Here is a 24,393-nt window from a genome sequence, read left to right as displayed (position 1 = left end):
CAAACGGGAAACACTTTCTTGTGTTTCTTGCGCTTGGGATGAGGTTACTTCCGCAATGCCATTGATCGTTTGAGTAACTTCTTCGGTTGCCTTATTGGTCTGCTTAGAAAGTTCAAACAAGGAATCGGACTTTTCAGCCACTTCATTACTTTGTCGCTTAACCGAAGTAACCAAATCGCCCACTCCGGCAATCACATCGTTGTAAGCATAAATCAGCCGGTTAAATTCCGTTCCATCAGCTCTTGGTGTATATAAAAGCTTAGCTGTCCGATCAAGGAAACCATCAGCCTTCACTTCAGCAGGATCAACCGGCTTCAAGTTGCCGCCTTCAGCTTCTTTGAAGTAGCCTAAGATGGTATCCATCAAGCGCTTGAAGACCCCGGAAACAGCGGCTGCCAAAATAGCGGCAAAAATCGCTACCACTAAAGCAATCAAGCCGGCGTTCAAAGCGACTATTCTAAGTTCTCTGGACAAATCTGACTTTTGCACATAAGAATAGGTGTAATATCTACCGGGCTTAAAATAGTAGGCATCAGTAATCTTAGATGTACCTGCAAGGTGAATGGTTCCCTTTTTAGCTGAAGCCTTTTTAACAGCTTTGAAAAGGGCTGTATTAGAAATATTTGTTCCTTGCTTGATACTTGATTTATCAGCACCTGTAGTAGCAACAACTTGCCCTTTGGTGGTTACAAAAACAACGCGCCCCGTCGTCCCAATTTTCAGCTTACTGATGGTTTTTTCAATACTTGAAAATGACATGTCAGTCGCAAAAACCATCGTCCGACCGTTTTGGGCTTTAAAGGCATATGTGGCTGTCACCACCATTTTGCCTGTTGCAATATCTTTGTAAGGTTCAGTAAAGACAACCATCCGCCCTGTCAGCAAGGCTGAAAGAATGGTCCCTTCCCGCACCCCAATTAAGCCATGCAAAAAGGACAAAGCCAGTACCACTGAAATTACCACAAATGAGGTATCAAAAATGCTCCGCTAACAGGCAGCTTTGCGTCAAAAAGCCGTTCTTTAAAGCAAAAAAAAGCTTAGCAGCGCGCTGAATTTTTTTATAAAAAAAGATTCTACCCTCAAGATAGAATCTTTTACCTTTATTCAAAGGCCATTTGGCTGGTATAAAGGTCGTAGTAGAAACCTTTTTGGGCCAGCAAGGCTTGATGACTGCCTTCTTCTAAAACTTGGCCATTTTTCAAAACCACAATTCGGTCAGCATTTAAAATCGTCTTCAATCGGTGGGCAATCACAAAGCTGGTCCGCCCCATGATGACGTTATCCATGGCCTTTTGAATTTTTTCTTCAGTGACCGTATCAACATTTGAAGTCGCTTCATCCAGGATTAAAAAGGCCGGATTGGTTAAAATCGTTCTGGCAATCGACAAAAGCTGCTTTTGTCCAGTAGAGAAGATTTCATTATCAGCCCCTATCAGCGTTTCATACTGGTCTGGCAAAGTCATAATAAAGTCGTGAATCTGTGCCTGTTTGGCTGCATCAATCATTTCTTCATCGGTCGCATTTGGTTTGCCATACTTGATATTTTCAGCAATTGTGCCCGTAAAAAGCACGGAATCTTGCAAAACAATGCCGACATTTTGCCGCAAAGAAGTCAGCGTCAGCTGTCTGACATCAATGCCGTCAAAGGTCACTGAGCCTTGATTAACGTCATAAAAGCGGTTCAAGAGATTCATGACCGTCGTCTTACCTGAACCCGTTGGTCCGACTAAGGCAACATATTTGCCGGCTTTAACGTCAAGCGAGACCCCATGTAAAATCTCTTTTTTCTCATTATAAGAAAAATGCACATCATTTAAGGAAACACCCTTTTTAACAGCTGTTAAGATTTGCCCGTTTGGCACGCGGTCTTCTTCAGGCTGGTCTTCAACTTCTTTTAGCCGTTTAGCCCCCGTAAGCCCTAATTGCATCATCGAATAAATCGACGTCAATTGCATCAGGGGCTGGAAGTATTGCTGCGAATATTGGACAAACATCACCAGCAAACCTAAGCCTTTAGCAGTTGACATACTACCGGTCATAATCAGCAAAGCTCCCGCTGAAATTACAATCGCTAAATTAAGCAGGGAAAGCCCCGTCATTAAAGGATAGAGTAAACCTGAATAAAATTGGCCTTTGAACATTGTCTTGCGCACTTTATCATTTTGTACGGTAAAGCCCTGCACGGAATCTTTTTGCAAACCGTTGGTGATAATTACCTTTTGCCCGTTAATTTGTTCGTTAATATACCCGTTCAAAGCACCGATTTCTTCTTGCTGTCGGTCTAGATAAAAACTGGCTTTTTTCATAATCACAATGCTGATAATCACCACTAAAGGCGTTGAAGCCATCGTAATCAAAGCTAGTTTAACATTAATAAGCAGCATCATCACAATTGTGCCGATAAAAAGAGCCGATTGTGCAATGATTTCAAAGACGGCATTATTCATCGCATTGAAGATATTATCGATATCGGAAGTAAACAGCGACAATAATTTACCATCCTGATGGGTATCAAAATACTTGATGGTCATCTTTTGCAGCTTCGTAAATAAATTTTTACGCATATTATTGTTGGCGTGAGCATTAAAAACCGACGTAATCGTCCATGACAAACCCATCGTCAAAACATTCAGCCCATAAAAGACAATCATCAGCCACAAATCATGGTAAAAGGTCGTCATTGAGCCATGACCCTTCAAGATATTCGTCAAATCAGTCACGGTATTGCCCATGTAAACGGGAGCCACAACCTGAAAATAAGTCATCGCCAAGGTTAAGATAATCACCAGACTAATCCCCTTCCAGTAGGGTTTTAAGTACTTATAAAAATATTGCAGTGCTTTTTTCATGACAGGTCGCTTCTCCTTTCTTTTGCTTTTTGCGTTTGGTAAATTTCTTGATAAACCGGGGATGTCTTTAAAAGCTCAGCGTGTGTCCCGCAGGCAGACAGATGTCCGTCATCCAAGACAAGAATTTGGTCGGCATCTTTAACTGAGACTAATTTTTCAGCAATAATAAAGGTGGTTGTCCCCTTTAAATGCTTGGCTAAGCCTTCTTGCACTAATTTTTCCGACTTAGCATCAAGCGCCGACGTTGAATCATCTAAAATCAGTACAACTGGATTACCGACCACCCCGCGGGCCAAAGATAAGCGCTGCTTTTGCCCACCAGAGAAGTTGGCTGAGCGTTCTTCAACTTCATGCTCAAAGGTATCCGGATACTTGCTGATAAATTCTTCAGCTTGAGCAATTTGGGCGGCTTTTTCAATTTCAGCTTGGGAAGCTGTTTTTTTGCCCTGCCGTAAATTTTCATTGATAGTTCCGGAAAAAAGGATTGCTCTTTGCAAGACAAAAGAAACCGTCTTGGTGACAGTCTTTTGGCTAACCTCTTTGATATTTTTGCCCCCCAAGTCAATTTCACCTGAACTTGGATCATATAAACGGGCAATCAATTGTGCCAAGGTAGACTTGCCTGAGCCAGTCTTGCCGACAATTCCAATTTTTTGCCCGGGAGCCACTTTAAATGAGATATCGTGGAGGGTTTCTTGCTTACTGTCTGGATAAGTGAAGCTGACGTGCTTGAATTCAACACTGCCTTTTAAATCTTCATCCTGGTCGGTTACATAAGTCAAATCCGGCTTGGTATCTAAGACTTCCTTGATACGTTCTAAAGAAACCAGCCCACGGCTAACCATGGTCGCGGTCATTCCAATCACAATAATGGCATTCATTACTAAGGATAGGTAGGTTACATAAGAGCTGATAGCTGCAACATCACTTGGGTGGCTGGTAATGGAACCGCCGACTAAGTAAATTGCTAAAGCAATCGCTGCATAAGTGGCCAGCATAAAGGCCGGAAATGACGCTGAAAAAATATAGCCGATCCACAAGTTGATTTTATTTAATTCATCGGATGTTTGGTTGAAATTGGCACTGTTATTGGCTTCTTGATTGAATGATTTTACCACCCGCATGCCTTGCAAGGTTTCTTTAGCACGGGTGTTGATTTTATCCATAAAAATTTGTACCTGACCAAATAAACGGCCCATCTTTTGGAAAGTAAAGATTGAAACCAAAATCACTAATATAATCATCAAAATTTCCAGCCACCACAGTCGCGGTAAGGTGTAAACCCCCATGATAAATGCGCCGATAAACATTAATGGCATCCGCAAAAACTGCATAAAAACTGACATCAATAAGTTGGTAATTTGGTTCATATCGTTGATTAAGCGCACTACGAGGCTCCCGCTGGAAAAATGTTCAATATTTCCAAAAGAAAAGCTCTGAATCTTTTGATATGTTCTTAGTCTCAAGTCACTGGTAACATTCTGCGCAATTTTAGCCGCAAAATATACATTGTAAATACCTGAAATAACGCCAATTACGGCCAAAAAAATCAGCCAAACACTTAGCGTCTTAATGGCATCCATGTTGTTTTTCAAAATGGCATTTAAAATATCCTGCAATAATTTAGGCTGATACAGCATGGTGCCAATGGACGCCACCGCTGAAATCACCGCTCCCAAAATATAGGTTGGGTATTTAAATAAATGTTCCCTTAAAATCTGCATCTTCTCACCTCTTAAAATTCCTCCGCTATTGTTTGCAAATTCTTCGCATATTCACGTTCCAGTTCAATTAACTGCTGCATTTTAACCGTGCCCATTGCATCAACCAAGCGGTCTTCAACTTGAAACATAAAATCCAAGTCTTTAGCTGCTGCAATGCGCCCTTTTTTTGTCAGACTGATAACTTTTTTCCGACCATCCGTCTTTAACGGCGTCAAATCCACCAGTCCTTCTTGCTGCATTTTGGTAATAATGTTGTTGATCGTCTGCTTGGGACGGTTGATCCTTTGAGCCAGCTGCCCTTGCGTCATTACTTCGCCTAAAGCCAATTCGTATAAAACATCCAAGCGGTTAAGCGGCTGCTTGCTTTTTTTCAGCAATTTTTCATAGATTTGGGAAATATTAACTACTTCCGTTTCTGTTTGTCTGACTAATTTTTGACTGGCAATAATTTTATTATCCACGTTTCAACCCCCCTGTAAAATTAGTCCCAGTTAAGACTTTTTTGGAAGCATAGCATACAAAAAAAGGCTTGTCAATCGACAAGTCTTTTCTTAAATAAACATTCTTTTCGTTTAGTCTTGCAAAGGACCTTTATGCTTAATTTCGGTATTCTTGCTACGCCAGTTAACCACCACTGCGATTAAAGCCAAGACAGCTGCGGCCACCATGATGACAACCATTCCCTGATGCAAAATGCTGCGCAATGTCGGCATTAAATTTTGCGGCAATAACTTTTGATTTTTAGCATCAGTCAGATTATTGAGCATCTTCAAGGTTACTTGCGGGTACTTGTGCACTCCAGCGGCTAACTGCTGGTTCATCAACACCCCGTAAATCGCCGCCATCAAAGTTTGCGCTAAAATGCGAATTAAATAGCTCAAAGATGTTGCTTCCGACATTTCATCTTTTCTAGCATCCATTTGCACTTTTACTTGCAAAATGACAAAGACCAAACCAACCCCAAAACCAGAAAAAAGTCCAGTAGCCATCAAAACTATCAGTGGGGTATCAAAAGGCAGTACCGCCATCAATGCCGCCGTAATCAAAATTGAGCTCAACCCCATCGTTAAGACGGTTTTAATTTTAAATCTGCGTTGAATCCAAGCAGCTGACTGGCTGCCAAATAAATCAGCAATCGAGTTGGGAATCAAAACCGCTCCCCCGACTAAGGCACTAGTTCCTAAAAGACCTTGCGACCAAATTGGCGCATAGGTATTGTAAGCAACAAAGCTGCCCCATGCCAGCGAAAATAAAATAAAATCAACAACTAGCTGTTTATTTTTAAAGATGTCCATTTTAATCAATGGATGCGCAAGCTTTATTTCCACTAATACAAAAAGCGTTAAAATAACCAGGCCTAAAATAATCAAAGCCATAACTAGACTTAATTTAGTCAAACCAAGCAGCTGGACTCCGCTTAGAAAAATGACCAAACCAGCCACCATCAGCACTGACCCTAACCAATCAAAATTCTTTTGTACAACCTTTTTGACGTCTGTCTTGTAATAACGCCACGTTAAATACATCGTAATTAAGGAAAAAGGCACGTTCAAATAAAAAATCCAATGCCATGACAAAGCATCAACAATCACCCCGCCTAACAGCGGTCCGATAATTGAAGCAAAACTAAAACTGGCGGCCACCATGCCTAACGCCTTGGTACGGTCATAGATGTCATCATATAAATAGCCGATAATAACATATGGCAAAGCGCCCATACCGCCAGCGCCAATACCCATCAAGGCTCTAGCAGCGATAAAAAGATAGATGTTGGGCGCTAAACCTTCTAAAACAGACGTGACAGCAAAAATCAGTAAAGAGCCTAAGAAGGCCTTTTTAGTACCGAATAATTCGCCTAATTTATTCCAAAAAGGCGTTGAAACACTTACACCAAATAAGAAAATAGCCACACACCAGCCCATAAATTGAATCCCATCTAAATCAGAGATAATAGCCGGTAAGGCAGTGGTAATAATTGTTGCATCCAAACCTGAAATTGCATTGGCTAAGATTAAAGCCCAAGTTACAAATTTGACATCTCTTTTAGTCACTTTATCACTTCCTCATCTTTCTTATGCTTAATTGCTATCAAAATAAAAGCAGGACAAATCATCGTGATTTGCCCTGGCTGATTACTTGTCTAAACCTAGTTCTTCAAGTGAACGGAGGTGTTTTTGGGTAATTTCTTTGACTTTATTTACCCGGCGCAGATATTTTTCTTGATTCAAGAAATCAGTTGTCATCCACGTTTTGACAATTTCTAAAGCAATTGCGGAACCAATGATTTTTCCTCCAAGGCACAAAACATTGCTATCATTATGCTGACGGGCTAACTTAGCACAGAAGGGATCTTGGCAAACCACAGCATCGATGCCTAAAACCCGGTTAGCGATCATCGCAGAACCATAACCAACCCCGTCAATAAAGATACCACGATCAGCTTTGCCTTGAGCGACTAATAAGGAAGCTGGATAAACGTAATCTGATAAATCAACGGAATCTGTCGTAAAGGGACCGTTATCAATAACTTCATGTCCCATTTCCTTAAGTAGGGCGGTAATTTCTTCTTTTAAGGTCACCCCGGCGTGGTCACTTGCTAAAGCAATTTTCATCTTTATTCCTCTTTTCCTAAATATGCATGTCCTAGTATAACACTTTTTTTACGCTTTGAAACCCAAGAAATCAGCAATCCATAAATCAACTTTCCTCGATTCATGCAAACCTGAATGCGTCGCTTCAGATCCCTTAAGGCATTTAACCGTTAAAGGGTTGTTTTTGAGCAAATATTTCAGTGACAAAGCCGATGCTTCTGATACCAATGTATCTGAATTCGATCCATCTTCGAGGTTGCCGTAAATGAGCAAAACTTTAGTCTTTTTGGGAAAAGATGCTGCCTGATTTAACAACTCCTGATAGCTTGGATAATAATCGTTAGCCGGATAATAAATCTGCGGTTTGCCTTGTTTGTCAACCTGGTTGGCATTAGCTGTATCATTCATAGTAATCACCCCGTCAAAGGGTCCGGCCAGGCTGACATAATGGTCAACTTTAGGCAGGTTATTATTTTGACAAAGACTTTGAAAAATCGCCAAGTTGCCGGCTGAATGTCCCACCAGGTTAACGTGAATGACTTTTAAATCATCTTTCACATAAGTCAATACCTTGGTCAGCCATAAAGCATTGGTGGCCGTATCGGCAACATTATTTAAAAAATTCACCTGAATTAAAGGATGGCGGACTTGCTGATACTTCCCTTCTACCTGCAAATTTCCATTGCTGTCAACGTTTATGGTCAGTACTTTTTTGACGCCAACTCTTTGCTCAAGGCGGCTGATCATTCCATCAGTTGACTTGTGACTTCCTTGAAGCCCATGTACAAATAAAGTGGGTACGCTTTTCTTTTGGGGTGTTTTGTTAACTTTTTTAGTCTGAGTAACTTGAGCTTGTTTTTTCACAGACTTTGAGGTCTGCTGCCGGCAGCCGGCAATTACGCCAAGACACATTACTACCATTAAAACTTTAATTATCTTCATCAGTTTGGCTTTCTTCTTGAATGACAGCCAAAAATTTGGCGCCATATAATTTTAACTTATATTCCCCAACCCCTTTGACAGCTAACAATTCATCCCAGTTTTGCGGTTTTGCTTGTGCCATTTCGACTAAGGTACTGTCTGAAAAAATAATAAAGGGCGGAATTTTTTCGGCTTGTGCCAACTTAAGCCGCAAAGCTTTCAAAGCCAGCAGCAATTTGCTGTCTTTTGGCTTCTTTTTAGCAGTCACGACGGAAACTTTACGCATAACCTTGGCTTTTCCTTTTAGTACATCAGCGCCGTTAACTGTCAATTGAGGTTTAGGAAATTTTGGATCATCATTAACCAAATATCCGCTGGCCAAAAGGTAATCCAGCAAACTCTCAATTTCTTTGAGCTTATATGCCGACATAATGCCGTACGTGGTTAATTCGTTGAGCTTTTCAGATATAATTTTTTGACCCTTTGATCCTTTTAGAACCTGGGCAATCATTTTTTTACCAAACCGCCCCCGCATCCGCACGACACATGATAAAGCTTTTTGGGCATCAATAGTGATATCTTTGGCTTCCCGTTGGTCAAGACAGTTGCTGCATTTTTGGCAGGGCGGACAGGTTTGTCCAAAATATTGGACAATAACCTGCTGCAGACAAGCCTCACTGTTGGCGTATCTAACCATGGCTTCGAGTTTTTGGTATTCTTGTTTTTTATACGCTTCATCAGCCGGTGAATTTTCAATGAAAAAACGCTGGGTCTGCAAGTCGCTGTCATGATAGAGCAAAATCGCTTCGGATTCAAGGCCGTCGCGGCCGGCCCGGCCGGCTTCCTGATAATAGGCTTCCAGCGATCCCGGCACACTGGCATGGATTACATAGCGGACATTGCTTTTATCAATCCCCATCCCAAAGGCATTTGTCGCAACCATCACATCTGCTTGGTCGTACAAAAAAGCTTCCTGATTTTGGAGCCGTTCTGCCTCAGAAAGACCCGCATGATAGATACGGACTTTTTGTCCATGTTTTTTTAAAAAGACACCCAAAGCTTCCACTTGTTTGCGCGTATTGGCGTAAATAATCCCTGCTTGCCCTTGATTTTGCTGCAAATAGTTTAAAATGAATGTTTTACTGTCTTCTCCTTTGACAACTTTAAAAGCTAAATTATCCCGCGAAAACCCAGTCACAACTTGGCAGGAAGGTGCAATATCCAGCCGTTGACAAATATCCTGTGCCACTTGTGGGGTCGCTGTCGCTGTCAAAGCAATCAGCGTCGGTTTTTGTGGTAAATTTTGCAAAATAGCACTCAATTTAAGATATTGCGGTCTGAAATCATGTCCCCACTGTGAAATGCAGTGGGCTTCATCAATGGCCACTAAAGATAACTTAACGCCTGCTAAAAAACGGTTGAAAAAGTCTGAATCAAACCGTTCGGGGGCAATGTAGAGCAATTTTAACCTGCCTTGCGCTAATTTGCGATAAACTTCTGATAATTTTCCGCTGGTTAAAGTACTGTTGATAAAGGCTGCTTCAATCCCATTTTGCTTTAACGCATCTACCTGGTCTTTCATCAAAGAAATCAGCGGTGAAATCACTAACGTCAAGCCTGGCATCAGTAAGGCCGGAATTTGGTAGCACAAAGACTTGCCACCGCCGGTCGGCATCAGCGCTAAGGTGTTTTTGCGGGCTAAAACCTGCGTAATTGCCTGTTCTTGTCCAGGCCGAAATGCATGGTAGCCGTAATATTTTTCTAAAATCGCTAATGGATCCATAATTACCCCTCTTTTTTCCTAATCCCCTCTATCTTACTAGAATTTTTTCATAAAAAAAAGCCGGAAATTTTTCCAGCTTTTAGTCATTGAATTTTTCTTTATCCAAATATTTCAAAATGCGGGCCGAGTTACCCACAGCAACCGTATAATCAGGCACATCTTTGGTCACAACTGAAGCTGCGCCGACAATTGCATGCTTACCAATGCAAACCCCTGGCAAAACAGTAACCCTGGCTCCCAGCCAAGTGTCCTTTTTAATTAACACCGGCTTGCACAAGAGAACCTGCAAGTCATAAGGATCGTGGCTATTGGACAACATCCGGCAATTGGCAGCGATTTGCACCCCATCTTCAATGGTAATTCCGCCTCTAGCCATCGCTAAGAGCCCGCCGTTAATAAAGCAATTCTTGCCGACTTTGAGCTTGCTTGAGATACATGATCCTGACAAGGGGGCATTGATGGTACTTGAATCAGCTAAATTTTCCCCCCATCAATTCATGTAAAATATCTTTAGCTTCTTTTGAAAAAGGCATTGCCTGGTTAAATTGATGCAGCAATTTAGCATCATGGGCAAATTTTTGCCGGTCCGCTTCTGTATTTTGGCGCATATCATAGCGCTCTTCTTGACATTCCATCTAATCACCTCAATTTAATTATGCAATTAAATTGAGCCCTGGCTAATACTTATTTTAAGTGGTTTAACATGCCCAGCTTAAATATTTAAATTTTGAACACTGTCATTTGCGGTAATTTTTCGGATGGGTTTAGCCGGAACACCCACTGCAATAGTATTTTCAGGAATATCTCTGGTTACCACACTGCCGGCACCGATGACTGAACCTGATCCGATAGTTACCCCGCCGCACACGGTGACATTGCCGGCTAGCCAGCAATTATCTTCAATCGTGATTGGTTTGGCATACTCAAGATCTGTCCAAGTTCCGTCTTCTTTTTGGAATTGATTGCGTTCTTCAAAACGCAAAGGATGCATGGGTGTCAGCAGGCTGACATTTGGGCCCATGAAGACATTTTGGCCGATTTTTACCGGTGCACAGTCAAGGCAGGTAAAGTTGAAATTGGCGTAGCTTTTAGCGCCAATGGTCGTAAATTCGCCGTAATCAAACTGAATTGGCCCTTGCAGGTAGATATCTTGGCTGTTTGGCAGCAATTTTTTTAAAATGTCTTGGCGCTTGGGATCTTTTTAATTTAAAGCATTGTATTGTTGGGATAATTCATGCGCTTGAGCTCTTTTTTGCGCTAAAACGGGATCAGACGGATCGTATAATTTCCCTTGCAGCATTTTTTCTTGTTCTGTCATAATCAGCTCTCCTTTTAAGCTATGCAATCGTTTTCAGTATAACGTTTGCCTTCCGCGCTTAGCAAGCATATAATTTAACTACAAATCATTTTAAGGAGATTTTTTTGTGCAAATTATTATTTCACCCGCTAAAAAAATGCAAACTTCAACACAACTGGCCCCTTTAGACCAGCCTTACTTTCAAGACCAGGCCAATTACGTCCGTGACCAATTGCGCCGCATGTCAGTTAATGACTTGCAGCAATTTTTTGCCTGCAGTGAAGCCATCGCTAAACAGGCTTTTGCTGATTTGAAAGCTTTAGACTTTGATTTTAATAAATTAACCCCGGCCATTTTAGCTTTTAACGGCCTCCAATACCAAAGCTTAGATGCTTCTAGTTTGGATCAGGCTTCTTTAGCTTTTTTACAAGATCACCTTTATATTTTAGATGCCTTTTACGGCATTTTACGGCCCTTCGATGGGATTCAAAACCACCGTTTAGATATGAATCAGGTTATTGACGGCGATTCACTGTATACTTTTTGGGGTGACCGCTTAGCTGACCTAGCTTTAGAAGACGGCTTAGTGCTAAACCTGGCCAGCCAAGAATATGCCAAGGCCATTTTGCCTTATGCCAATGAAAAAGAAGTAATTACGGTCACGTTCAAGCAGCAAACCGCTCAGGGATACCAGGTTTCTTCACCTTTAGCTAAAAAAGCCCGTGGCCTCATGGTACGCTTTATTGCCCAAAACAAAGTTGCTAAACCAGATCAGCTTAAAACTTTTACCGCTTTAGGCCTAAGTTTTAATGAAAACTTGTCTTCAGCAAACGAAATGGTCTTTACCGACTAAAAAAACCGCAGTAACCTGCGGTTTTATTTTTGCTTTTCAATAGCAGCTTTAATTCCAGCTTCTGGGCCCTGCCATGAAGCAGGTTTTAAGACCTTATGCGTCCGTTCATCATAATGGGGCTTTCCATCCGCAAATAATTTATCCATATTAGCCTGGTGAATACTATTAATGATGTCTTTAGGGTCAACGCCCATTAAAACAAAAGTCCCATAAGCTAAATAAATCAAATCGCCTAAGGCATCACTTTGCTTAACAATCGTTTCATTTTGCGGGCGAACCTTGGTTAAACTTTTATTGACAGCCCGATCTAAAGCTTCATGAAAGGCCTTAGCTCGGGCTTTAATTTCTTCTTTATCCTCAGTATCAGCCACTAAAAATTCAAATAATTCTTCCAGCATAAATTCAGCCCGAAAACCAGCTTCTTTGTCTGTTAAAGCAACCGGCTTTTTAGGCGCGCGATCATCAAATTTTTGGTGAAACATTTGCGCCATTTGGTAAATATCGTCCATTTAATTTACTTCCTCTAATGCATTTTTTAAGATTTGTGCCGTCAGTCCCCAAATAACAAAAGGCCCTTTTTGCCAATAAAGTGTCTGACCTGATAAAGGCGGATAATTGCGCAAAAAAGCAGCTAAGTCTGGCGGAACTTTATTAACATCATCTAAAGGATATACCTGGGCTTTGTGGTTTTTAAACCAGGAAAGCTCAACTTCAAACACTTGGGCAACTTCATTTTTTGACAGCCGCAGCTTTTTTTCAAAGTCCGGTCTTAACTCAACTAAATAACTTTCCAGCGTGCTTTGTCCCTTAAGGGTGAGCTTGGGCAGGGCTTTTTTGAAGGTAAAACAACTTTGGTCAAGGTTTAATTCTTCATAGGTTTCATGAAAAGCTGCCTTAAGCGGCGGTTCACCGTCTTCAATTTTTCCGCCGGGAAAGCACACTTCACCTGCTTGCGAGATATTTAAGGCTCTTACTTCAAATAAAATTTTTCCCGCTGACACGGGAACTAAGACAGAAGCCTGCATCCAATCACCTACCTAGCGGTCATATTCACCGTATTCACATCCCGCATGATCAACTAAAATTTCATCTAACAGCACCAACTTTTGACCCTTTTTTTGATATAACTTGATTTTGCCGTGGCCGGTGCCGCCATTCCACAACTTCGAATACCGCTTTTGACCATCAGGAGCTTCATAATTGATAAAAAGCATCTCAGCTTTAGGGCAAGCAAGCTGCGTTTCCATCACATAGGAAACATTTTCCTGTCTAACCTGCCAAAAGACCTCTTTTTCTCCTTCATGGAAAGAAAAATCCGTTTTAACCTTAAGCCAGGGTTTAGAAAAGTTAAAGTCACACTCCAACCCTTCATAATACATTCCTCCCAGCAAACAGCGGTCCAAGCCATAACCGAAAATTTTAGGGCGTCCTCCGCCAATATCAAAGGCTGAATTGGTTAGCGGGCGTTTTAATTTCGTGCTGTAAAGGCAATTTGAACTCAGCCAAACCCATGGCGAGGTAAAATCTTGTCCCCAATTCTTGTCGGCATAGCCAAAAGAAGTATCTGGGAAAACCTGGTATTTCACCCCATTATAAATGACTTCACCGCTGTATTTGGTTTTTAAGCCTTGAACATGCCAATACATCTCAAAAGCATTGAGTTTGCGCATCAAAGAGCTGGCTCCAAAACCAACATTAAAAGCCAATTCTTTGTTAACCTGCAAATTCCACGTCATCTGGCCGGCATCACTCATCCATTCCGGATGATCATGGGCATCTTTAGCACTGACATTGACACTTCCCATTAGCTGATCTTCACTGACAAGACAGTCTTTAGCCTTAATAATAAAAGGCGAACTGGTTTGATGTACTTCATCCAAGGCAAAAAACGGTGAATTTGCGCTTTATCCTGTCCCCAGCTGCCGGCTTTAACCATTAAATAAGATGGCTTAGCTGTTTTGGGGGCTTGGCCGAACAGGACTTTTTGCGGACTTAGCGCTGGATTTATGATAAAAAATTCAACAAAAAAAGTTTTTTTGGCGCCTGTCTCAAGATTAACCCCGGTAAAATTATGCCACCACCAGTCATAGCCTTGGCGCGCTAATTTGCCCCCAAGCATTAAGTTATCCCTAGTTTCTTTTGGCACATTAAAGTGTTGCCGTGCTAAATTCACCATTAAACTCACTTCCTAGTCTAATTCATCCAAATATTTTTCAATAACCTGCAATACCCCTGATTCGTTGTTATTCGGCGCAATAAAGCTCGCAGCATCCTTAACTTTAGGCTTGGCATTTTCCATGGCATAAGCATAATCCGCTAATTTAAGCATTTCAATATCATTTAAGTCATCACCAAAAGCCATCAAGTTGCTGGCATCAAGCTCTAAATAATTCATCAGCTGCTTTAACCCCCAGGCTTTGTGTAAACCAGGCTTGATTAAATCAACAGCGCCATAGCCGCTGACCACTGCCGTTAGCGGCTGCTTAAACCCTTGGTTAAATATTTCTGCAACTTCTTCGGTATTATTATCCGGCGTAAAAATAGTTAATTTATAAATATCAGCTTCTAAGTCGGCAAAATCAGCAACTTGTTTAACATTATGACTAAAAGTCTTCTGATGAGGGCCGCCAATCTTCTGGAAGGCATCAGCATCTAAAGTATAGGCATAATCTTTACCGGCAGCTATCAAATAATTTTTGGAAAAATGCTTAGCACAAAAGCTTTCTGCCTGCCGCAAAACGTCAGCACTGATACCTTCGCCCGCAATTTTTTGGCCGTCAGCCATTACAAAGCCGCCATTTTCAGCGACATAATCGATTCTTTTGCCCAATTTTTTACCGAAGATATCTTCAATTAGCCACAAAGACCGCCCACTGGCAGCAACAAATTTAATCTGATGCTGATCTAAGCGATTCAAAATTTTACTAAAATGCTCTTGATCAAACGTCCCGTCATTTCGCAAAAAAGTTTGATCCATGTCACTAGCAATTAACTTAATCTTTTTCATAAATGCCTCCGTAATCATTATATATAATTATTTTTAATTATATATAATGATTACTATAAATACAACGCTTACACTACATTATTGTTCATAGCGCTGATAGGCGGCTTTCAAATCAGCTTTAATAGAAGCAGCCAAGGCTTCCGGGGCTAAGACTTGCGCATCTTTGCCTAAAGAAAGCATCAAATTTTTCGTAGAATCCGTCTTTTGATCCCCATAAACTTTAGCTTCAATCGTCGCATATTCGCCCATCTTAAAAGCATAAGCATCAACTAAGCCCGCCTGCGACAAATCTTTTTCCTGTCCCAAAGCCGTGTAGCCTTTCACAATTTTGGCATGCGGCAGCTTATCCAAAACAATGGCAATATTATAGGGGTGCCAGCAATTAAATTTAACCGTATAAGGACCAGCTTCATTGACTCCTTTATTAGCTGACTGCACATAATTGACCTGCGGCTGATTATCTAAGTAAGCTTTATTTTTGGTGATTTTTACATCAAAAATCCGGTCCAGCCGGTAGAGCTTATATGCCACATTTGGATGTTCTTCATGTTCTGTGGCAGCCAAATATAAATAGTGGTCATTGAAAAAAATCGTCCAAGGATCAACCTTTTTTACCGAATCCTGCTTCTTGCTTGGAGTAGAGTACCGGAATTCAACCGCGGCTTTTTCCATAATCGCCTGGTAAATTTGATAAGTTTCTTCGATATCAACTGTTTCGGCTACTGGCTGATAGTGACTGATTTTTTCATTCAACGTGTGTTCAATAAATTTTTTCGAATTTTGCTGCCGCTGGTTTTTTAACGGCTGATCCAGCAAAGCATGGCTGATTTGGACTAAATCGTCTTTAGCTAAGAAGCGGCCCGCCAGCAAAGCTTCGACCATGAGTAAAATTTGCTGAAAATTAAGGGCAGCTTGATCGACAATTTGCAGCTTATAGGCGCGGTCTTGCTCGCTTTTAATGACTTCGTAACGGTCTAATTTATTAAATATTTGGGCTAAATCATCCAGCCAGCGCTGGGCCTTGCGCTTTTTGCTTTTTTCATTCTGACTGCCTTTTTCCAAGTCAAAGTGGTCATTTAAGTCAACAATTGTTTGTGAATCAAGCACTTCACCCGACAAAAGCAAGATCGCATAGAGTAACTGTCTTTCTTTGGGTGTGAGGTCTGACACTTGTTCTTTGATTAAAGATATATCCATTTTTTCACCTTACCGCCTGTTTTTATTTCAGTATAACCTAATTTTAGGCTTCGACCAAAGCCCGATGAAAAAAGAATTGTATTTTGCCTAATTTTTGTTACTATATTTATATGGTCAAAAAAGACTTTTTAGACAACCTATGAGAGGAAGTAAATAATTTATGTGTGGTATCGTAGCATACGTAAACAATGATAGTTTACAGAGCAAAGACGAAACAATTCAAAAAATGATGGATCGCATTATTCACCGTGGTCCCGATGACAGCGGTAAATTTGTCGATGACCACGCTGCTTTAGGCTTTAGACGCTTGAGTTTTATCGACGTTAAAAGCGGTAAGCAACCGATTTTTAACGAAGATGACTCCAAAGCTATTCTGTTTAACGGTGAAATTTACAATTTTAAAGAATTACGTGAAGAATTAATCGCTTTAGGACATACATTCAGCACCCACGCTGACACTGAAGTTATCTTGCATGGTTACGAACAATGGGGGCAAGATATCGCTAAGAGATTGCGCGGGATGTTTGGCTTTGTCATTTGGGACCGCCAAACGCAAGAAATGTTTGGGGCACGGGATCCTTTTGGTATCAAACCTTTATACTATGCCCAAATGAACGGCACTTTCTTTATTGCTTCGGAAATCAAAGCCTTCTTAGATCATCCTAAGTTTGAAAAGCAGCTGAACAAAGAAGCCCTCAAGCCTTACTTGACCTTCCAATATTCAGCCACCCCAGAAACCTTCTTCAAGGGCGTATACAAACTCCCTGAAGGACACTTTTTCCACTACAAAGACGGCAAATTCAGTATGGAACAATACTTCGATGCTGACTTTGATCCCCAAGATATGTCCTTTAATCAGGCTGTTGACCGGATTGAAGCTGCTGTTAAAGAATCCGTTAAAGCACACAGCTTTGCCGATGACGGAATCAAGGTTGGCTCCTTCTTGTCTGCCGGGGTCGATTCCAGTTATGTAGCTGCTTTAATGCGTCCTGACTGCACTTTCTCCATCGGTTTTGATTCAACCTATGATGAAACCAAAGAAGCACGTGAATTAGCCGAAAAATTGGGTCTGAAAAATAAAGATATGAAGTTAAAAAATGAAGTGGCTTTTGCCGCCTTCCCTAAGATTCAATATTTCTTGGATGAACCAGACTCTAACCCTTCGGTCGTTCCGCTTTACTTCTTGACCAAATTAGCTAAAGACAACGGCTACAAGGCTATGTTATCCGGTGAAGGCGCCGACGAATTATTTGCCGGTTATACTGATTACGGCTTTAATACCAGCTCCAAATTTATCCGCTGGATTGCCGATCAATTGAAGAAATTGCCAATGGAAAAGCGCCATGCTTTAGGTGAAAAATTGAAGCATGCCAAAAACTTCCATGGCCGCCTGCACCTTTATCACGCTTTAGCTCCAGCCAGTGAAGATTTTGTCGGTCAAGCCTACATCTTCTCACCTGATGAAGCCAGCGATATTTTAAAATCAGACTATGATTGCGGTCCAACCGTTGAAGAAATCTTAAAGCCATTCTTTGATAAATTGGCTGATAAGGATATCGATGAAGTTGCTAAGCGCCAATATGTCGATATTCACCAGTGGATGCCGGGCGATATCTTGTTAAAAGCCGACAAAATGAGTATGGCTAACTCCTTGGAACTTCGGGTGCCTTTATTAGACAAGGAAATTTTGAAAGTCGCCCAATCAACACCAACCAAGTATCTCTTCAACTACAAGGGAACAAAGTGGGCCTTTAGAGAAGCGGCTAACCGGACTTTGCCGGAAGAATGGGCACACCGGCCTAAGTTGGGCTTCCCTGTCCCAATCAGAGCTTGGTTAAGAGAAGAAAAATACTACCACCAAGTTCGTGACCTCTTCAGCCAGGATTTTGTCAATGAATTCTTCGACCAAGACAAACTGCTTCAATTAGCAGATGACAATTTCAACGGCAAAATTGATGGCCGACGTAAATTGTGGACTATCTATACTTTCTTGGTCTGGTATAAGTTATACTTTATCGACAACTACAATCCGCATGAAGAATTAGCCTAAACTAAAAAATGCTATCCGTTTAACACGGGTAGCATTTTTTTATTGCTGTTCAAATTTGCCCAAGCGTTTTACCAACTTAGTTTGACATTTTTCACAAGTATAAGCTGACAGCTGCGGGTTAAAAGCCGTCTGCTTTGTCAGCAGGTCTTGACACTTGGGACAGGTATATTTTTCTTGCCGTGCCTTATCAGCGGCTTCTTTCGTCAAAAAAATCTGTTCTAATCCTAAAGAATTTTCATAACCGCATTTTTGACAGGTAAACTTCAACTGATGCTCATCAAAACCGGCTTGAACATTGAGTAAAGCATTACACCGATCGCAAAGCCAAACAATCTTGCTTTGCTTCAGCTGCTTATTTTGCGGGTTGATAATCATCTGCTGGCATTTTTTGCAGATGTAATAAGGGGCTTTTTTGTTAAAACCATTTTGCATAACCAAGCTCGCCTTACAATGGGGACAAAAATTAGAAATCATAGCACACCTCACAGTTGCAATTTATGCCGCAATTTTTCCACAAATAAATAGGCTGCCGGACAATACAGCGTATTTTGAATTGTCAATTTATTAATTTGATAAATTTTTTTGCGGTCAGTGTGCGGAAATTCACGGCAGGCTTTGGGTCTAATCGGATAAATACTGCACAGGTTATCGGCCCCTAAAAAAGGACAGGGCATGCATTGGAAGACCTTGTCGCCGTCTTCGTCGACCCGCAAATAAGTATCTTCAAATTTGCCTAGGTTCATCCTAAATGCATGTGCAATCCGTTCAATATCAGCTTCGGTAAAATCAGGGCCTAAGTCTTTGCAACAATTGGCACATTTCGTGCAATCTACCACTGCAAATACTTCAGCATGTGTTTCTTTTACCACTTTATCAAGATGTTTCGGCTTTTTTTGCCGTAATTTAGCCAAAAATTTGGCATGTTCTTTTTGTTTTTGCTGGGCTAAGTCATGGTAATAAGCAATATCGACCATGTCTTTGTCCATTTTGACCGTTTCTAAATCTTCTTGTGTCATCAAACCTGACCTTTCTTGTTTAACTTTTATATTATACCACCAAAGCTATAAGCTGACTTCGCCTGCCACATTGGTGTTAAAAAAGGTCGCAATCTGAGGCAAATCCATGTTTTGTCCCAAGCCCCACATGAGTTTGGTAATCGCACTTTCCGTTGTCATATCATGTGCACTGATAGCACCTTCCAAAAGTGCTTGACGGCCGACTTCATACTTGGTCAAATCACTGCGTTCATATAAGCATTGGCTAACCGCAATCACAGGAATCCCTTTACGTGTCAATTCACCTACAGCTGCCACCAGATTCCTTCTGATGTAAGTCATTCCGCCTAAGCCGTAAGCTTCAATGACCAAACCTTTAATGCCCATTTTGCCCATCATCTTAAGCATTTCCGGATCAAAACCCGGAAAAAGTTTAACCACGGCCACATTGGTTTCAATCTTCGTGTTCAACTGTCCTGCTTCTTTGGTCAAAACAGCTTGTGCTTCTTTGTTAAAGACCAGACCGTCTGATGTTACTTCAGCTACATTAGGGAAATTCACCGATTCAAAGGCATCAAAACTAGTCGTCCTGACCTTAACTGCCCGACATCCCAGCATCACTTTGCGGTTGAAAGCCAGATAAACCCCCGGCTTGCACGATACCGCCGCTGCAAAAGCTGTTTTTAAATTAGCAGGAGCATCACTCAGTAAAATATTCATCGGCACCTGGCTGCCCGTCAAAACAACCGGCACATTGATATTCGGCAGCATAAAAGTCAGCATTGAAGCTGTATATGCCATTGTATCCGTTCCGTGCGAAATAACGATGCCGACATAGTCATCTTTAGCTTCAAAAACAGCCTGCGCAATCTTAGCCCATTCTTCAGGCTGAATATTTGACGAATCAAGTTCCATTAAATCTTTAACTTCAATATCATAAGGCATTGCACCCAAGGTATCGAGCAAGTCATGTCCTGATGTTTGCGGCGTTAACCCCTTCTCTGAAGCTACCGAAGCAATGGTTCCCCCGGTTGATAAAAGCAAAATTTTTGGCGTCATTTTTCCCTCCATGCTGATTAATCACAAGTATCTAGCGTAAATTAATTTTCATTAATTGTCAAAAAAAGAAAAACATCTCATTGCCATGAGAAGCTTCTTTTAAGCTAAATCCTCTTTAAGCAGTGCCAGCAAACTATCTAATTGATTGGACAAAGCTTCTAATTCATCACGATTCTGGGCTTGCACTAATAATTCGACCAAGGCTTGTTGACTCTTTTGAGCTTCTTTTAGTAAATGCTTCTTCGTATATTGTAAACTAGCCTTTTGTGCTGCTTTTTTGCCAGCTAACCGTCCCAATTTATTACCGACAATCACGCCTGTTAAAGCCCAACCGACATTGGTAATAAAATCAAGATTTTCATCCACAAATTCAGCTGGATTATTCAATAGCCGGCTTACCGTTTTGAGGTCTAAATTAGGTCTTTTGGTTTGACTCAAAGCCTGGTAGGCTAAAGAGCCGCCAATTCCTAAACCTAACACCTGACCGCCTAATTCACCCAAAAATACCAATGAGCCGTTAGCCTGGCGGATGCGATGCTTATGGCCTTGTTTGGCTTCAATTTTATTTAACACATTATAAATAACCTGCAGTGAATCTAGAGTTGGAAAATTTTCTTTAGCTTTAAACATAGGCCCACGTCCTTTATCTGTTTTCTTTTATTATAAAATACAGCTGCCATTTAACCAAATAAAGCTCCACTAAAAAGCTCTTATTTTTTTGTGAATCTTTTTTAAATTAATTTACAAAAAAAGATTGACCTTTCAACTAAAAATTGTTAAAGTAATAGATGTGTTATTGATATGGAGAATTACCCAAGTCTGGCTGAAGGGAACGGTCTTGAAAACCGTCAGGTGGGTAAAACCACGCAAGAGTTCGAATCTCTTATTCTCCTTTGATGCCGGTGTGGCGGAATTGGCAGACGCGCTGGACTCAAAATCCAGTGTCCGTTGAGGACGTATCGGTTCGACCCCGATCACCGGTATTTTTTATGACTGCTTTATGGCAGTCTTTTTTTGTGCCTCAAAAATAAAGCAGTGCTTATACGTAAGCACTGCTTTATTTAATTTGCCTCCTGCGCAATTTTTGCTTCAATCTTCTGAAATAAAGCAAGCAGATAACCGTTTGCACTAAGGAAGAAGTCGGTGTGGCCATCCCTAAATAAAACAGGTTAGCGCCAGGAAGGCTGGTATAGATAAAGGCTAATGGTATCCGCAAGGCCAACGCCCCAATTAAGCCCTGTACCATCACAAAACGCGTTTTACCATAACCGTTAAAATAACCGACAAAACAAAAGCAAATCGCAGTAAATTTTTTAAGACTGGACCGCTGGTAAAAGTAATATTTTGCTGCATATTAACCCCTCTTTACTGTAAAAAAAGGATAAGAGCCCAAGGCATCTTATCCACCGCACATTTTACGCGACCTCCGATGAATTATGGTTTGATTATCTAAATATCACAACTTTTTGGTCAAGCAGGTTAATTTATTTAAATGACATTCAAGCCATGTTATAATTAAGTAAACGCTTAATAAGGGGTTGATTTCCTTGAATAAATATATTGGAATTGCAGGTACGAATTACAGCAAGTCGCTTAACGCCAAAATGTTGAACTTTATCAAAAAGCATTTTGCAGCCCAAGCTGACATTGAATTACTTGACATCAGCCAGTGGCCGCTTTTCAGCAAAGTAGACGCTAACTTGGTGCCCGAAGCCGTTTTAAAAGCATCCCAAAAAATTAAGCAGGCTGATGGGGTCATTTTTGCAACGCCTGAATATGACCATTCTGTGCCGGCGGTCTTGATGAACGCTTTGGCTTGGCTCTCTTACCTCGATCAGCCTTTCAATGCTAAACCAGTTTTAATCACCGGTGTTTCTTACGGTGCTTTAGGGACATCGCGAGCTCAAGAACATTTGCGTAAAATCCTTAATGCACCCGAATTAGGGGCCAAACTGATGGAAAGCCAGGAATTTTTGGTCGGTCGCGGTTTTCAAACCGTGGCTGAAAATGGTCAATTGGAAGCTTCTTTGCTAAAAGAATTAGACCAGCAATTTTCAGCTTTCGAAACATTTGTAGCTGCTGTTAAAAAGGAAGGAGATCAATAATGAAATTAATCGGTATTGCGGGCACTATCGCCTCACAGTCATACAACAAAATGCTCTTGAGCTTTATCCAAAAGCATTTTCCAGACATTAATTTAGAAATTGTCGACATTAAAGATGTCCCATTGTTCAGCGAAGATTTAAACTTAGCTGACTACCCTATTATCTCCCAGCTAAACCGCAAAATCTTAGCCAGTGACGGCGTTATTTTAGCAACACCTGAACACAACCATACCACCACGCCGGCTTTAAAGAGCTTGATTGAATGGCTCTCCTCTAAAGTGCATCCTTTCAATGACAAGCCGGTCTTATTAGTGGGTGCTTCTTACTACACTCAAGGTACTTCCAGAGCCCAGACTGATTTGAGACAAATCTTGGAATCACCTGGTGTTAATGCCTTAGTAATGCCTAAAGATGAATTTTTGTTAGGCAATGCCAAAAATGCTTTTGATGAAGCCGGCAATTTAACCGACGCTCGGACGGTAGCCTTTTTGGAAACGGTCATGAAAGACTTTACCCACTGGATTAAAGTCTTAAAAGCGATGCGCACCAAAGAAGTGCCGTCATTTGAAGCCGAAGATCTCTCCGCTAAAAATCCGATTGATACCACTATCGTTGGCATTGATTCTGATGATCCTCAGTGGGTCGAAAAAGCTGCTGAACTAACCCACGCCGCAAGTGGCAATGACTATGTGAAATTAGACCGCGGTGTTTTAACGGTTGATCAGCTAAACTGGTTCTTGAATTCGATGCCGTTTGAATTGACTTATGCTGATGATAATAATCAATTCTTATACTACAACCACTTTGCCGATGCCAAAGACATGCTGGCCCCCAGAACACCTGATCAAGCAGGGTCTTCACTTCAAGCTGTTCACCCTGCCCGAGCTATTCCCGGCGCTAAAAAGGTTATCAACACCTTACGCAACGGTCAAAGCGAATATAAGATGCTTATTCCGGGAACCAGCACGGTTCATTATTACAAGCGAATGGAAGATGAAAATAAATCTTACCGTGGCATTAATGAAATTGTGCTTGATTTAAAGCCTGTCGTTGACTTTTACCTGCAAGCTACCGGCCAAAAATTAGTGGCCGACAAAAAAGCTGATGTCGTTACTGGCGCTTCTCAAAAAGAAAGCCCAGCTGTTAAGCCAACACCTAAGGCTGATTCTGTAACCTCAGCTTCAACTAAAGAAGAAAATGCAGTTCCTGTCATCGTGGATGAAAGAAAAGAAACCCAAGTTGACAGTACGACCTCAGCTTCAACCCATTAAAAAAATGGCGCTCAACCGGCGCCATTTTTTATTTGCGGATAAATTTTTCATCAGCAGGATTATCATCTAAAGAAGTAAAGCGTTCAACATGCATATGCAAATCGTATTTTTCGCGTAATTTAGCCAAATCCTGCATCATAGAAGAAGCATGGTGCTTATCAATGGCGGCTTGGTTTTCCCAGCTGTCAATCAAAAGGACCGTTTCAGGATCATTAGCGGGCAGGAAATAATCATAGCGCAAGTTGCCTTCTTCTTGACGAATTTTAGCTGCAATACCGCTTTGTTCCATTTCCTGCATAAATGCTTTGGCACTACCGTTTTGGCCGGTATAATACAAATTAACCGTTAAACTCATAAATATCACCTCGCTTAATTATAACATGATATCGCTTTATTACTAATTAGAACACTTTACCTCAAGCTTGCTTCAGGTATTATGCTAAGATTAGAAAGGAGTTTATATTTTGAAAAGTAAAATTTTTTTAGTCTTTGGTCTGCTTTTTTTAACCTGTTTTTTGACAGCCTGCAATTTGACCAACCATAAAAAACAGGCCTCAAGCAGTCAAAGCCAACCTTGAACTACCTACGATTAAAATCGTAGGAATCGCGTCACGCGATTACATTACGTGTACATTAAAAAACGATACACGCTCCGAACCTAGTTATAATGACTGGAAATACCGCCACTATA

The 24,393-nt window shown here is 41.1% G+C and carries 25 protein-coding genes, 2 tRNA genes and 2 pseudogenes; 6 read left to right on the top strand and 23 right to left on the bottom strand.

What is annotated here, in order from left to right; all coding sequences use genetic code 11:
* The 11 genes and pseudogenes from BMX26_RS08960 to BMX26_RS09825 all read right to left on the bottom strand — a co-directional run.
* Positions 1 to 951: pseudogene (locus BMX26_RS08960) on the bottom strand (PDC sensor domain-containing protein); the annotation flags it as partial.
* A gap of 149 nt (positions 952 to 1,100) precedes the next feature.
* Positions 1,101 to 2,849 (bottom strand): ABC transporter ATP-binding protein, encoded by a 1,749-nt coding sequence (locus BMX26_RS08955; protein WP_075531075.1) that lies wholly within the window; start codon positions 2,847 to 2,849, stop codon positions 1,101 to 1,103.
* Positions 2,846 to 4,573 carry an ABC transporter ATP-binding protein gene (locus BMX26_RS08950; protein ID WP_075531074.1) on the bottom strand — a complete coding sequence of 576 codons (1,728 nt, stop codon included), beginning with the start codon at positions 4,571 to 4,573 and terminating at the stop codon, positions 2,846 to 2,848. Before BMX26_RS08950 ends, BMX26_RS08955 begins: the two co-directional genes overlap by 4 nt.
* Positions 4,574 to 4,584: 11 nt before the next feature.
* Positions 4,585 to 5,034 carry a MarR family winged helix-turn-helix transcriptional regulator gene (locus BMX26_RS08945; RefSeq protein WP_075531073.1) on the bottom strand — a complete coding sequence of 150 codons (450 nt, stop codon included), beginning with the start codon at positions 5,032 to 5,034 and terminating at the stop codon, positions 4,585 to 4,587.
* Positions 5,035 to 5,145: 111 nt separating this feature from the next.
* Positions 5,146 to 6,624, bottom strand: coding sequence for an MFS transporter (locus BMX26_RS08940; protein WP_075531072.1), 1,479 nt, complete (start codon positions 6,622 to 6,624; stop codon positions 5,146 to 5,148).
* Between the two features lie 81 nt (positions 6,625 to 6,705).
* The gene (rpiB, locus tag BMX26_RS08935; protein WP_075531071.1) at positions 6,706 to 7,185 is read right to left on the bottom strand and encodes a ribose 5-phosphate isomerase B; all 480 of its coding nucleotides are present in this window, start codon (positions 7,183 to 7,185) and stop codon (positions 6,706 to 6,708) included.
* 48 nt (positions 7,186 to 7,233) lie between these two features.
* Positions 7,234 to 8,106, bottom strand: coding sequence for an alpha/beta hydrolase (locus BMX26_RS08930; protein ID WP_075531070.1), 873 nt, complete (start codon positions 8,104 to 8,106; stop codon positions 7,234 to 7,236).
* Positions 8,093 to 9,868 carry a DNA helicase RecQ gene (recQ, locus tag BMX26_RS08925; protein WP_075531069.1) on the bottom strand — a complete coding sequence of 592 codons (1,776 nt, stop codon included), beginning with the start codon at positions 9,866 to 9,868 and terminating at the stop codon, positions 8,093 to 8,095. Before recQ ends, BMX26_RS08930 begins: the two co-directional genes overlap by 14 nt.
* A 79-nt stretch (positions 9,869 to 9,947) precedes the next feature.
* Entirely contained in the window at positions 9,948 to 10,244 is a 297-nt protein-coding gene (locus tag BMX26_RS08920) for an acyltransferase (RefSeq protein ID WP_412771416.1), read from the bottom strand.
* 94 nt (positions 10,245 to 10,338) lie between these two features.
* Positions 10,339 to 10,503 carry a hypothetical protein gene (locus BMX26_RS09830; protein ID WP_225355248.1) on the bottom strand — a complete coding sequence of 55 codons (165 nt, stop codon included), beginning with the start codon at positions 10,501 to 10,503 and terminating at the stop codon, positions 10,339 to 10,341.
* Positions 10,504 to 10,580: 77 nt separating this feature from the next.
* A pseudogene (locus BMX26_RS09825) lies at positions 10,581 to 11,186 on the bottom strand (sugar O-acetyltransferase).
* A 106-nt stretch (positions 11,187 to 11,292) separates the two neighbouring features.
* Here BMX26_RS09825 and yaaA point away from each other — a divergent pair.
* On the top strand, positions 11,293 to 12,018 hold the full coding sequence (gene yaaA, locus BMX26_RS08910) for a peroxide stress protein YaaA (protein ID WP_075531068.1): 726 nt from the start codon (positions 11,293 to 11,295) through the stop codon (positions 12,016 to 12,018).
* Between the two features lie 23 nt (positions 12,019 to 12,041).
* On the opposite strand, the gene BMX26_RS08905 is transcribed toward yaaA, so the two are convergent.
* From BMX26_RS08905 to BMX26_RS08880, 6 genes are all read right to left on the bottom strand, one after another.
* Positions 12,042 to 12,527: a hypothetical protein gene (locus BMX26_RS08905; RefSeq protein ID WP_075531067.1), complete on the bottom strand. Its 486-nt coding sequence runs from the start codon at positions 12,525 to 12,527 to the stop codon at positions 12,042 to 12,044.
* Entirely contained in the window at positions 12,528 to 13,043 is a 516-nt protein-coding gene (locus BMX26_RS08900; RefSeq protein WP_075531066.1) for an NUDIX hydrolase, read from the bottom strand.
* Positions 13,044 to 13,055: 12 nt separating this feature from the next.
* Positions 13,056 to 13,823 carry a tocopherol cyclase family protein gene (locus BMX26_RS09640; protein WP_225355247.1) on the bottom strand — a complete coding sequence of 256 codons (768 nt, stop codon included), beginning with the start codon at positions 13,821 to 13,823 and terminating at the stop codon, positions 13,056 to 13,058.
* Positions 13,823 to 14,194, bottom strand: coding sequence for a hypothetical protein (locus BMX26_RS09820; protein WP_075531065.1), 372 nt, complete (start codon positions 14,192 to 14,194; stop codon positions 13,823 to 13,825). The genes BMX26_RS09640 and BMX26_RS09820 overlap by 1 nt, the downstream gene beginning before the upstream one ends.
* A gap of 12 nt (positions 14,195 to 14,206) precedes the next feature.
* Positions 14,207 to 15,025, bottom strand: a complete 819-nt coding sequence (locus BMX26_RS08885; protein ID WP_075531064.1) for a Cof-type HAD-IIB family hydrolase — start codon at positions 15,023 to 15,025, stop codon at positions 14,207 to 14,209.
* A 78-nt stretch (positions 15,026 to 15,103) separates the two neighbouring features.
* On the bottom strand, positions 15,104 to 16,222 hold the full coding sequence (locus tag BMX26_RS08880) for a WYL domain-containing protein (protein WP_075531063.1): 1,119 nt from the start codon (positions 16,220 to 16,222) through the stop codon (positions 15,104 to 15,106).
* Positions 16,223 to 16,382: 160 nt separating this feature from the next.
* On the opposite strand from BMX26_RS08880, the gene asnB reads away from it, so the two are divergent.
* Positions 16,383 to 18,272, top strand: coding sequence for an asparagine synthase (glutamine-hydrolyzing) (asnB, locus tag BMX26_RS08875; RefSeq protein ID WP_075531062.1), 1,890 nt, complete (start codon positions 16,383 to 16,385; stop codon positions 18,270 to 18,272).
* Positions 18,273 to 18,311: 39 nt separating this feature from the next.
* On the opposite strand, the gene BMX26_RS09815 is transcribed toward asnB, so the two are convergent.
* The 4 genes from BMX26_RS09815 to BMX26_RS08855 form a co-directional block, all read right to left on the bottom strand.
* Positions 18,312 to 18,704 (bottom strand): Sec23/Sec24 zinc finger-containing protein, encoded by a 393-nt coding sequence (locus BMX26_RS09815; protein ID WP_225355246.1) that lies wholly within the window; start codon positions 18,702 to 18,704, stop codon positions 18,312 to 18,314.
* A 50-nt stretch (positions 18,705 to 18,754) separates the two neighbouring features.
* Positions 18,755 to 19,288 carry a YkgJ family cysteine cluster protein gene (locus BMX26_RS08865; protein WP_075531060.1) on the bottom strand — a complete coding sequence of 178 codons (534 nt, stop codon included), beginning with the start codon at positions 19,286 to 19,288 and terminating at the stop codon, positions 18,755 to 18,757.
* Between the two features lie 45 nt (positions 19,289 to 19,333).
* Positions 19,334 to 20,326 carry an asparaginase gene (locus BMX26_RS08860; protein WP_075531059.1) on the bottom strand — a complete coding sequence of 331 codons (993 nt, stop codon included), beginning with the start codon at positions 20,324 to 20,326 and terminating at the stop codon, positions 19,334 to 19,336.
* A gap of 99 nt (positions 20,327 to 20,425) precedes the next feature.
* Positions 20,426 to 20,956, bottom strand: coding sequence for a hypothetical protein (locus tag BMX26_RS08855; RefSeq protein ID WP_075531058.1), 531 nt, complete (start codon positions 20,954 to 20,956; stop codon positions 20,426 to 20,428).
* Between the two features lie 173 nt (positions 20,957 to 21,129).
* On the opposite strand from BMX26_RS08855, the gene BMX26_RS08850 reads away from it, so the two are divergent.
* Together BMX26_RS08850 and BMX26_RS08845 are read left to right on the top strand one after the other, a co-directional pair.
* Positions 21,130 to 21,219 (top strand) — tRNA-Ser (locus BMX26_RS08850).
* A 5-nt stretch (positions 21,220 to 21,224) separates the two neighbouring features.
* Positions 21,225 to 21,309: transfer RNA gene (locus BMX26_RS08845), tRNA-Leu, on the top strand.
* Positions 21,310 to 21,383: 74 nt separating this feature from the next.
* Here BMX26_RS08845 and BMX26_RS08840 read toward each other — a convergent pair.
* Positions 21,384 to 21,575 carry a hypothetical protein gene (locus BMX26_RS08840; protein WP_180366070.1) on the bottom strand — a complete coding sequence of 64 codons (192 nt, stop codon included), beginning with the start codon at positions 21,573 to 21,575 and terminating at the stop codon, positions 21,384 to 21,386.
* Positions 21,576 to 21,873: 298 nt separating this feature from the next.
* On the opposite strand from BMX26_RS08840, the gene BMX26_RS08835 reads away from it, so the two are divergent.
* Positions 21,874 to 22,431: an NADPH-dependent FMN reductase gene (locus BMX26_RS08835; RefSeq protein ID WP_075531056.1), complete on the top strand. Its 558-nt coding sequence runs from the start codon at positions 21,874 to 21,876 to the stop codon at positions 22,429 to 22,431.
* A complete protein-coding gene (locus tag BMX26_RS08830; RefSeq protein WP_075531055.1) occupies positions 22,431 to 23,702 on the top strand; it encodes an NAD(P)H-dependent oxidoreductase in 1,272 nt (423 codons plus the stop codon). The genes BMX26_RS08835 and BMX26_RS08830 overlap by 1 nt, the downstream gene beginning before the upstream one ends.
* A gap of 28 nt (positions 23,703 to 23,730) precedes the next feature.
* Here the strand turns inward: BMX26_RS08830 and BMX26_RS08825 are convergent, their stop codons facing one another.
* Complete coding sequence (locus BMX26_RS08825) at positions 23,731 to 24,057, bottom strand: putative quinol monooxygenase (protein WP_075531054.1); 327 nt, start codon at positions 24,055 to 24,057, stop codon at positions 23,731 to 23,733.
* Positions 24,058 to 24,393 lie beyond the last annotated feature (336 nt).

The sequence above is a fragment of the Ligilactobacillus sp. WC1T17 genome, from assembly GCA_900110005.1.
In the GTDB taxonomy this organism is placed as follows: Bacteria; Bacillota; Bacilli; order Lactobacillales; family Lactobacillaceae; genus Ligilactobacillus; species Ligilactobacillus ruminis_A.
The sequence above is the reverse complement of the archived record's forward strand: the minus strand, read 5'-3'. Positions and strand labels throughout refer to the sequence as shown.

Bases quoted from the DNA above. Each gene is read 5' to 3' on its own strand.
- BMX26_RS08955 (WP_075531075.1), bottom strand. From the start codon at position 2,849: ATGAAAAAAGCACTGCAATATTTTTATAAGTACTTAAAACCCTACTGG.
- BMX26_RS08950 (WP_075531074.1), bottom strand. From the start codon at position 4,573: ATGCAGATTTTAAGGGAACATTTATTTAAATACCCAACCTATATTTTG.
- rpiB (WP_075531071.1), bottom strand. From the start codon at position 7,185: ATGAAAATTGCTTTAGCAAGTGACCACGCCGGGGTGACCTTAAAAGAA.
- BMX26_RS08930 (WP_075531070.1), bottom strand. From the start codon at position 8,106: ATGAAGATAATTAAAGTTTTAATGGTAGTAATGTGTCTTGGCGTAATT.
- recQ (WP_075531069.1), bottom strand. From the start codon at position 9,868: ATGGATCCATTAGCGATTTTAGAAAAATATTACGGCTACCATGCATTT.
- BMX26_RS08920 (WP_412771416.1), bottom strand. From the start codon at position 10,244: ATGGCTAGAGGCGGAATTACCATTGAAGATGGGGTGCAAATCGCTGCC.
- BMX26_RS09830 (WP_225355248.1), bottom strand. From the start codon at position 10,503: ATGGAATGTCAAGAAGAGCGCTATGATATGCGCCAAAATACAGAAGCG.
- BMX26_RS08905 (WP_075531067.1), bottom strand. From the start codon at position 12,527: ATGGACGATATTTACCAAATGGCGCAAATGTTTCACCAAAAATTTGAT.
- BMX26_RS08900 (WP_075531066.1), bottom strand. From the start codon at position 13,043: ATGCAGGCTTCTGTCTTAGTTCCCGTGTCAGCGGGAAAAATTTTATTT.
- BMX26_RS09640 (WP_225355247.1), bottom strand. From the start codon at position 13,823: ATGGGAAGTGTCAATGTCAGTGCTAAAGATGCCCATGATCATCCGGAA.
- BMX26_RS09820 (WP_075531065.1), bottom strand. From the start codon at position 14,194: ATGGTGAATTTAGCACGGCAACACTTTAATGTGCCAAAAGAAACTAGG.
- BMX26_RS08885 (WP_075531064.1), bottom strand. From the start codon at position 15,025: ATGAAAAAGATTAAGTTAATTGCTAGTGACATGGATCAAACTTTTTTG.
- BMX26_RS08880 (WP_075531063.1), bottom strand. From the start codon at position 16,222: ATGGATATATCTTTAATCAAAGAACAAGTGTCAGACCTCACACCCAAA.
- asnB (WP_075531062.1), top strand. From the start codon at position 16,383: ATGTGTGGTATCGTAGCATACGTAAACAATGATAGTTTACAGAGCAAA.
- BMX26_RS09815 (WP_225355246.1), bottom strand. From the start codon at position 18,704: ATGCAAAATGGTTTTAACAAAAAAGCCCCTTATTACATCTGCAAAAAA.
- BMX26_RS08865 (WP_075531060.1), bottom strand. From the start codon at position 19,288: ATGACACAAGAAGATTTAGAAACGGTCAAAATGGACAAAGACATGGTC.
- BMX26_RS08860 (WP_075531059.1), bottom strand. From the start codon at position 20,326: ATGACGCCAAAAATTTTGCTTTTATCAACCGGGGGAACCATTGCTTCG.
- BMX26_RS08855 (WP_075531058.1), bottom strand. From the start codon at position 20,956: ATGTTTAAAGCTAAAGAAAATTTTCCAACTCTAGATTCACTGCAGGTT.
- BMX26_RS08830 (WP_075531055.1), top strand. From the start codon at position 22,431: ATGAAATTAATCGGTATTGCGGGCACTATCGCCTCACAGTCATACAAC.
- BMX26_RS08825 (WP_075531054.1), bottom strand. From the start codon at position 24,057: ATGAGTTTAACGGTTAATTTGTATTATACCGGCCAAAACGGTAGTGCC.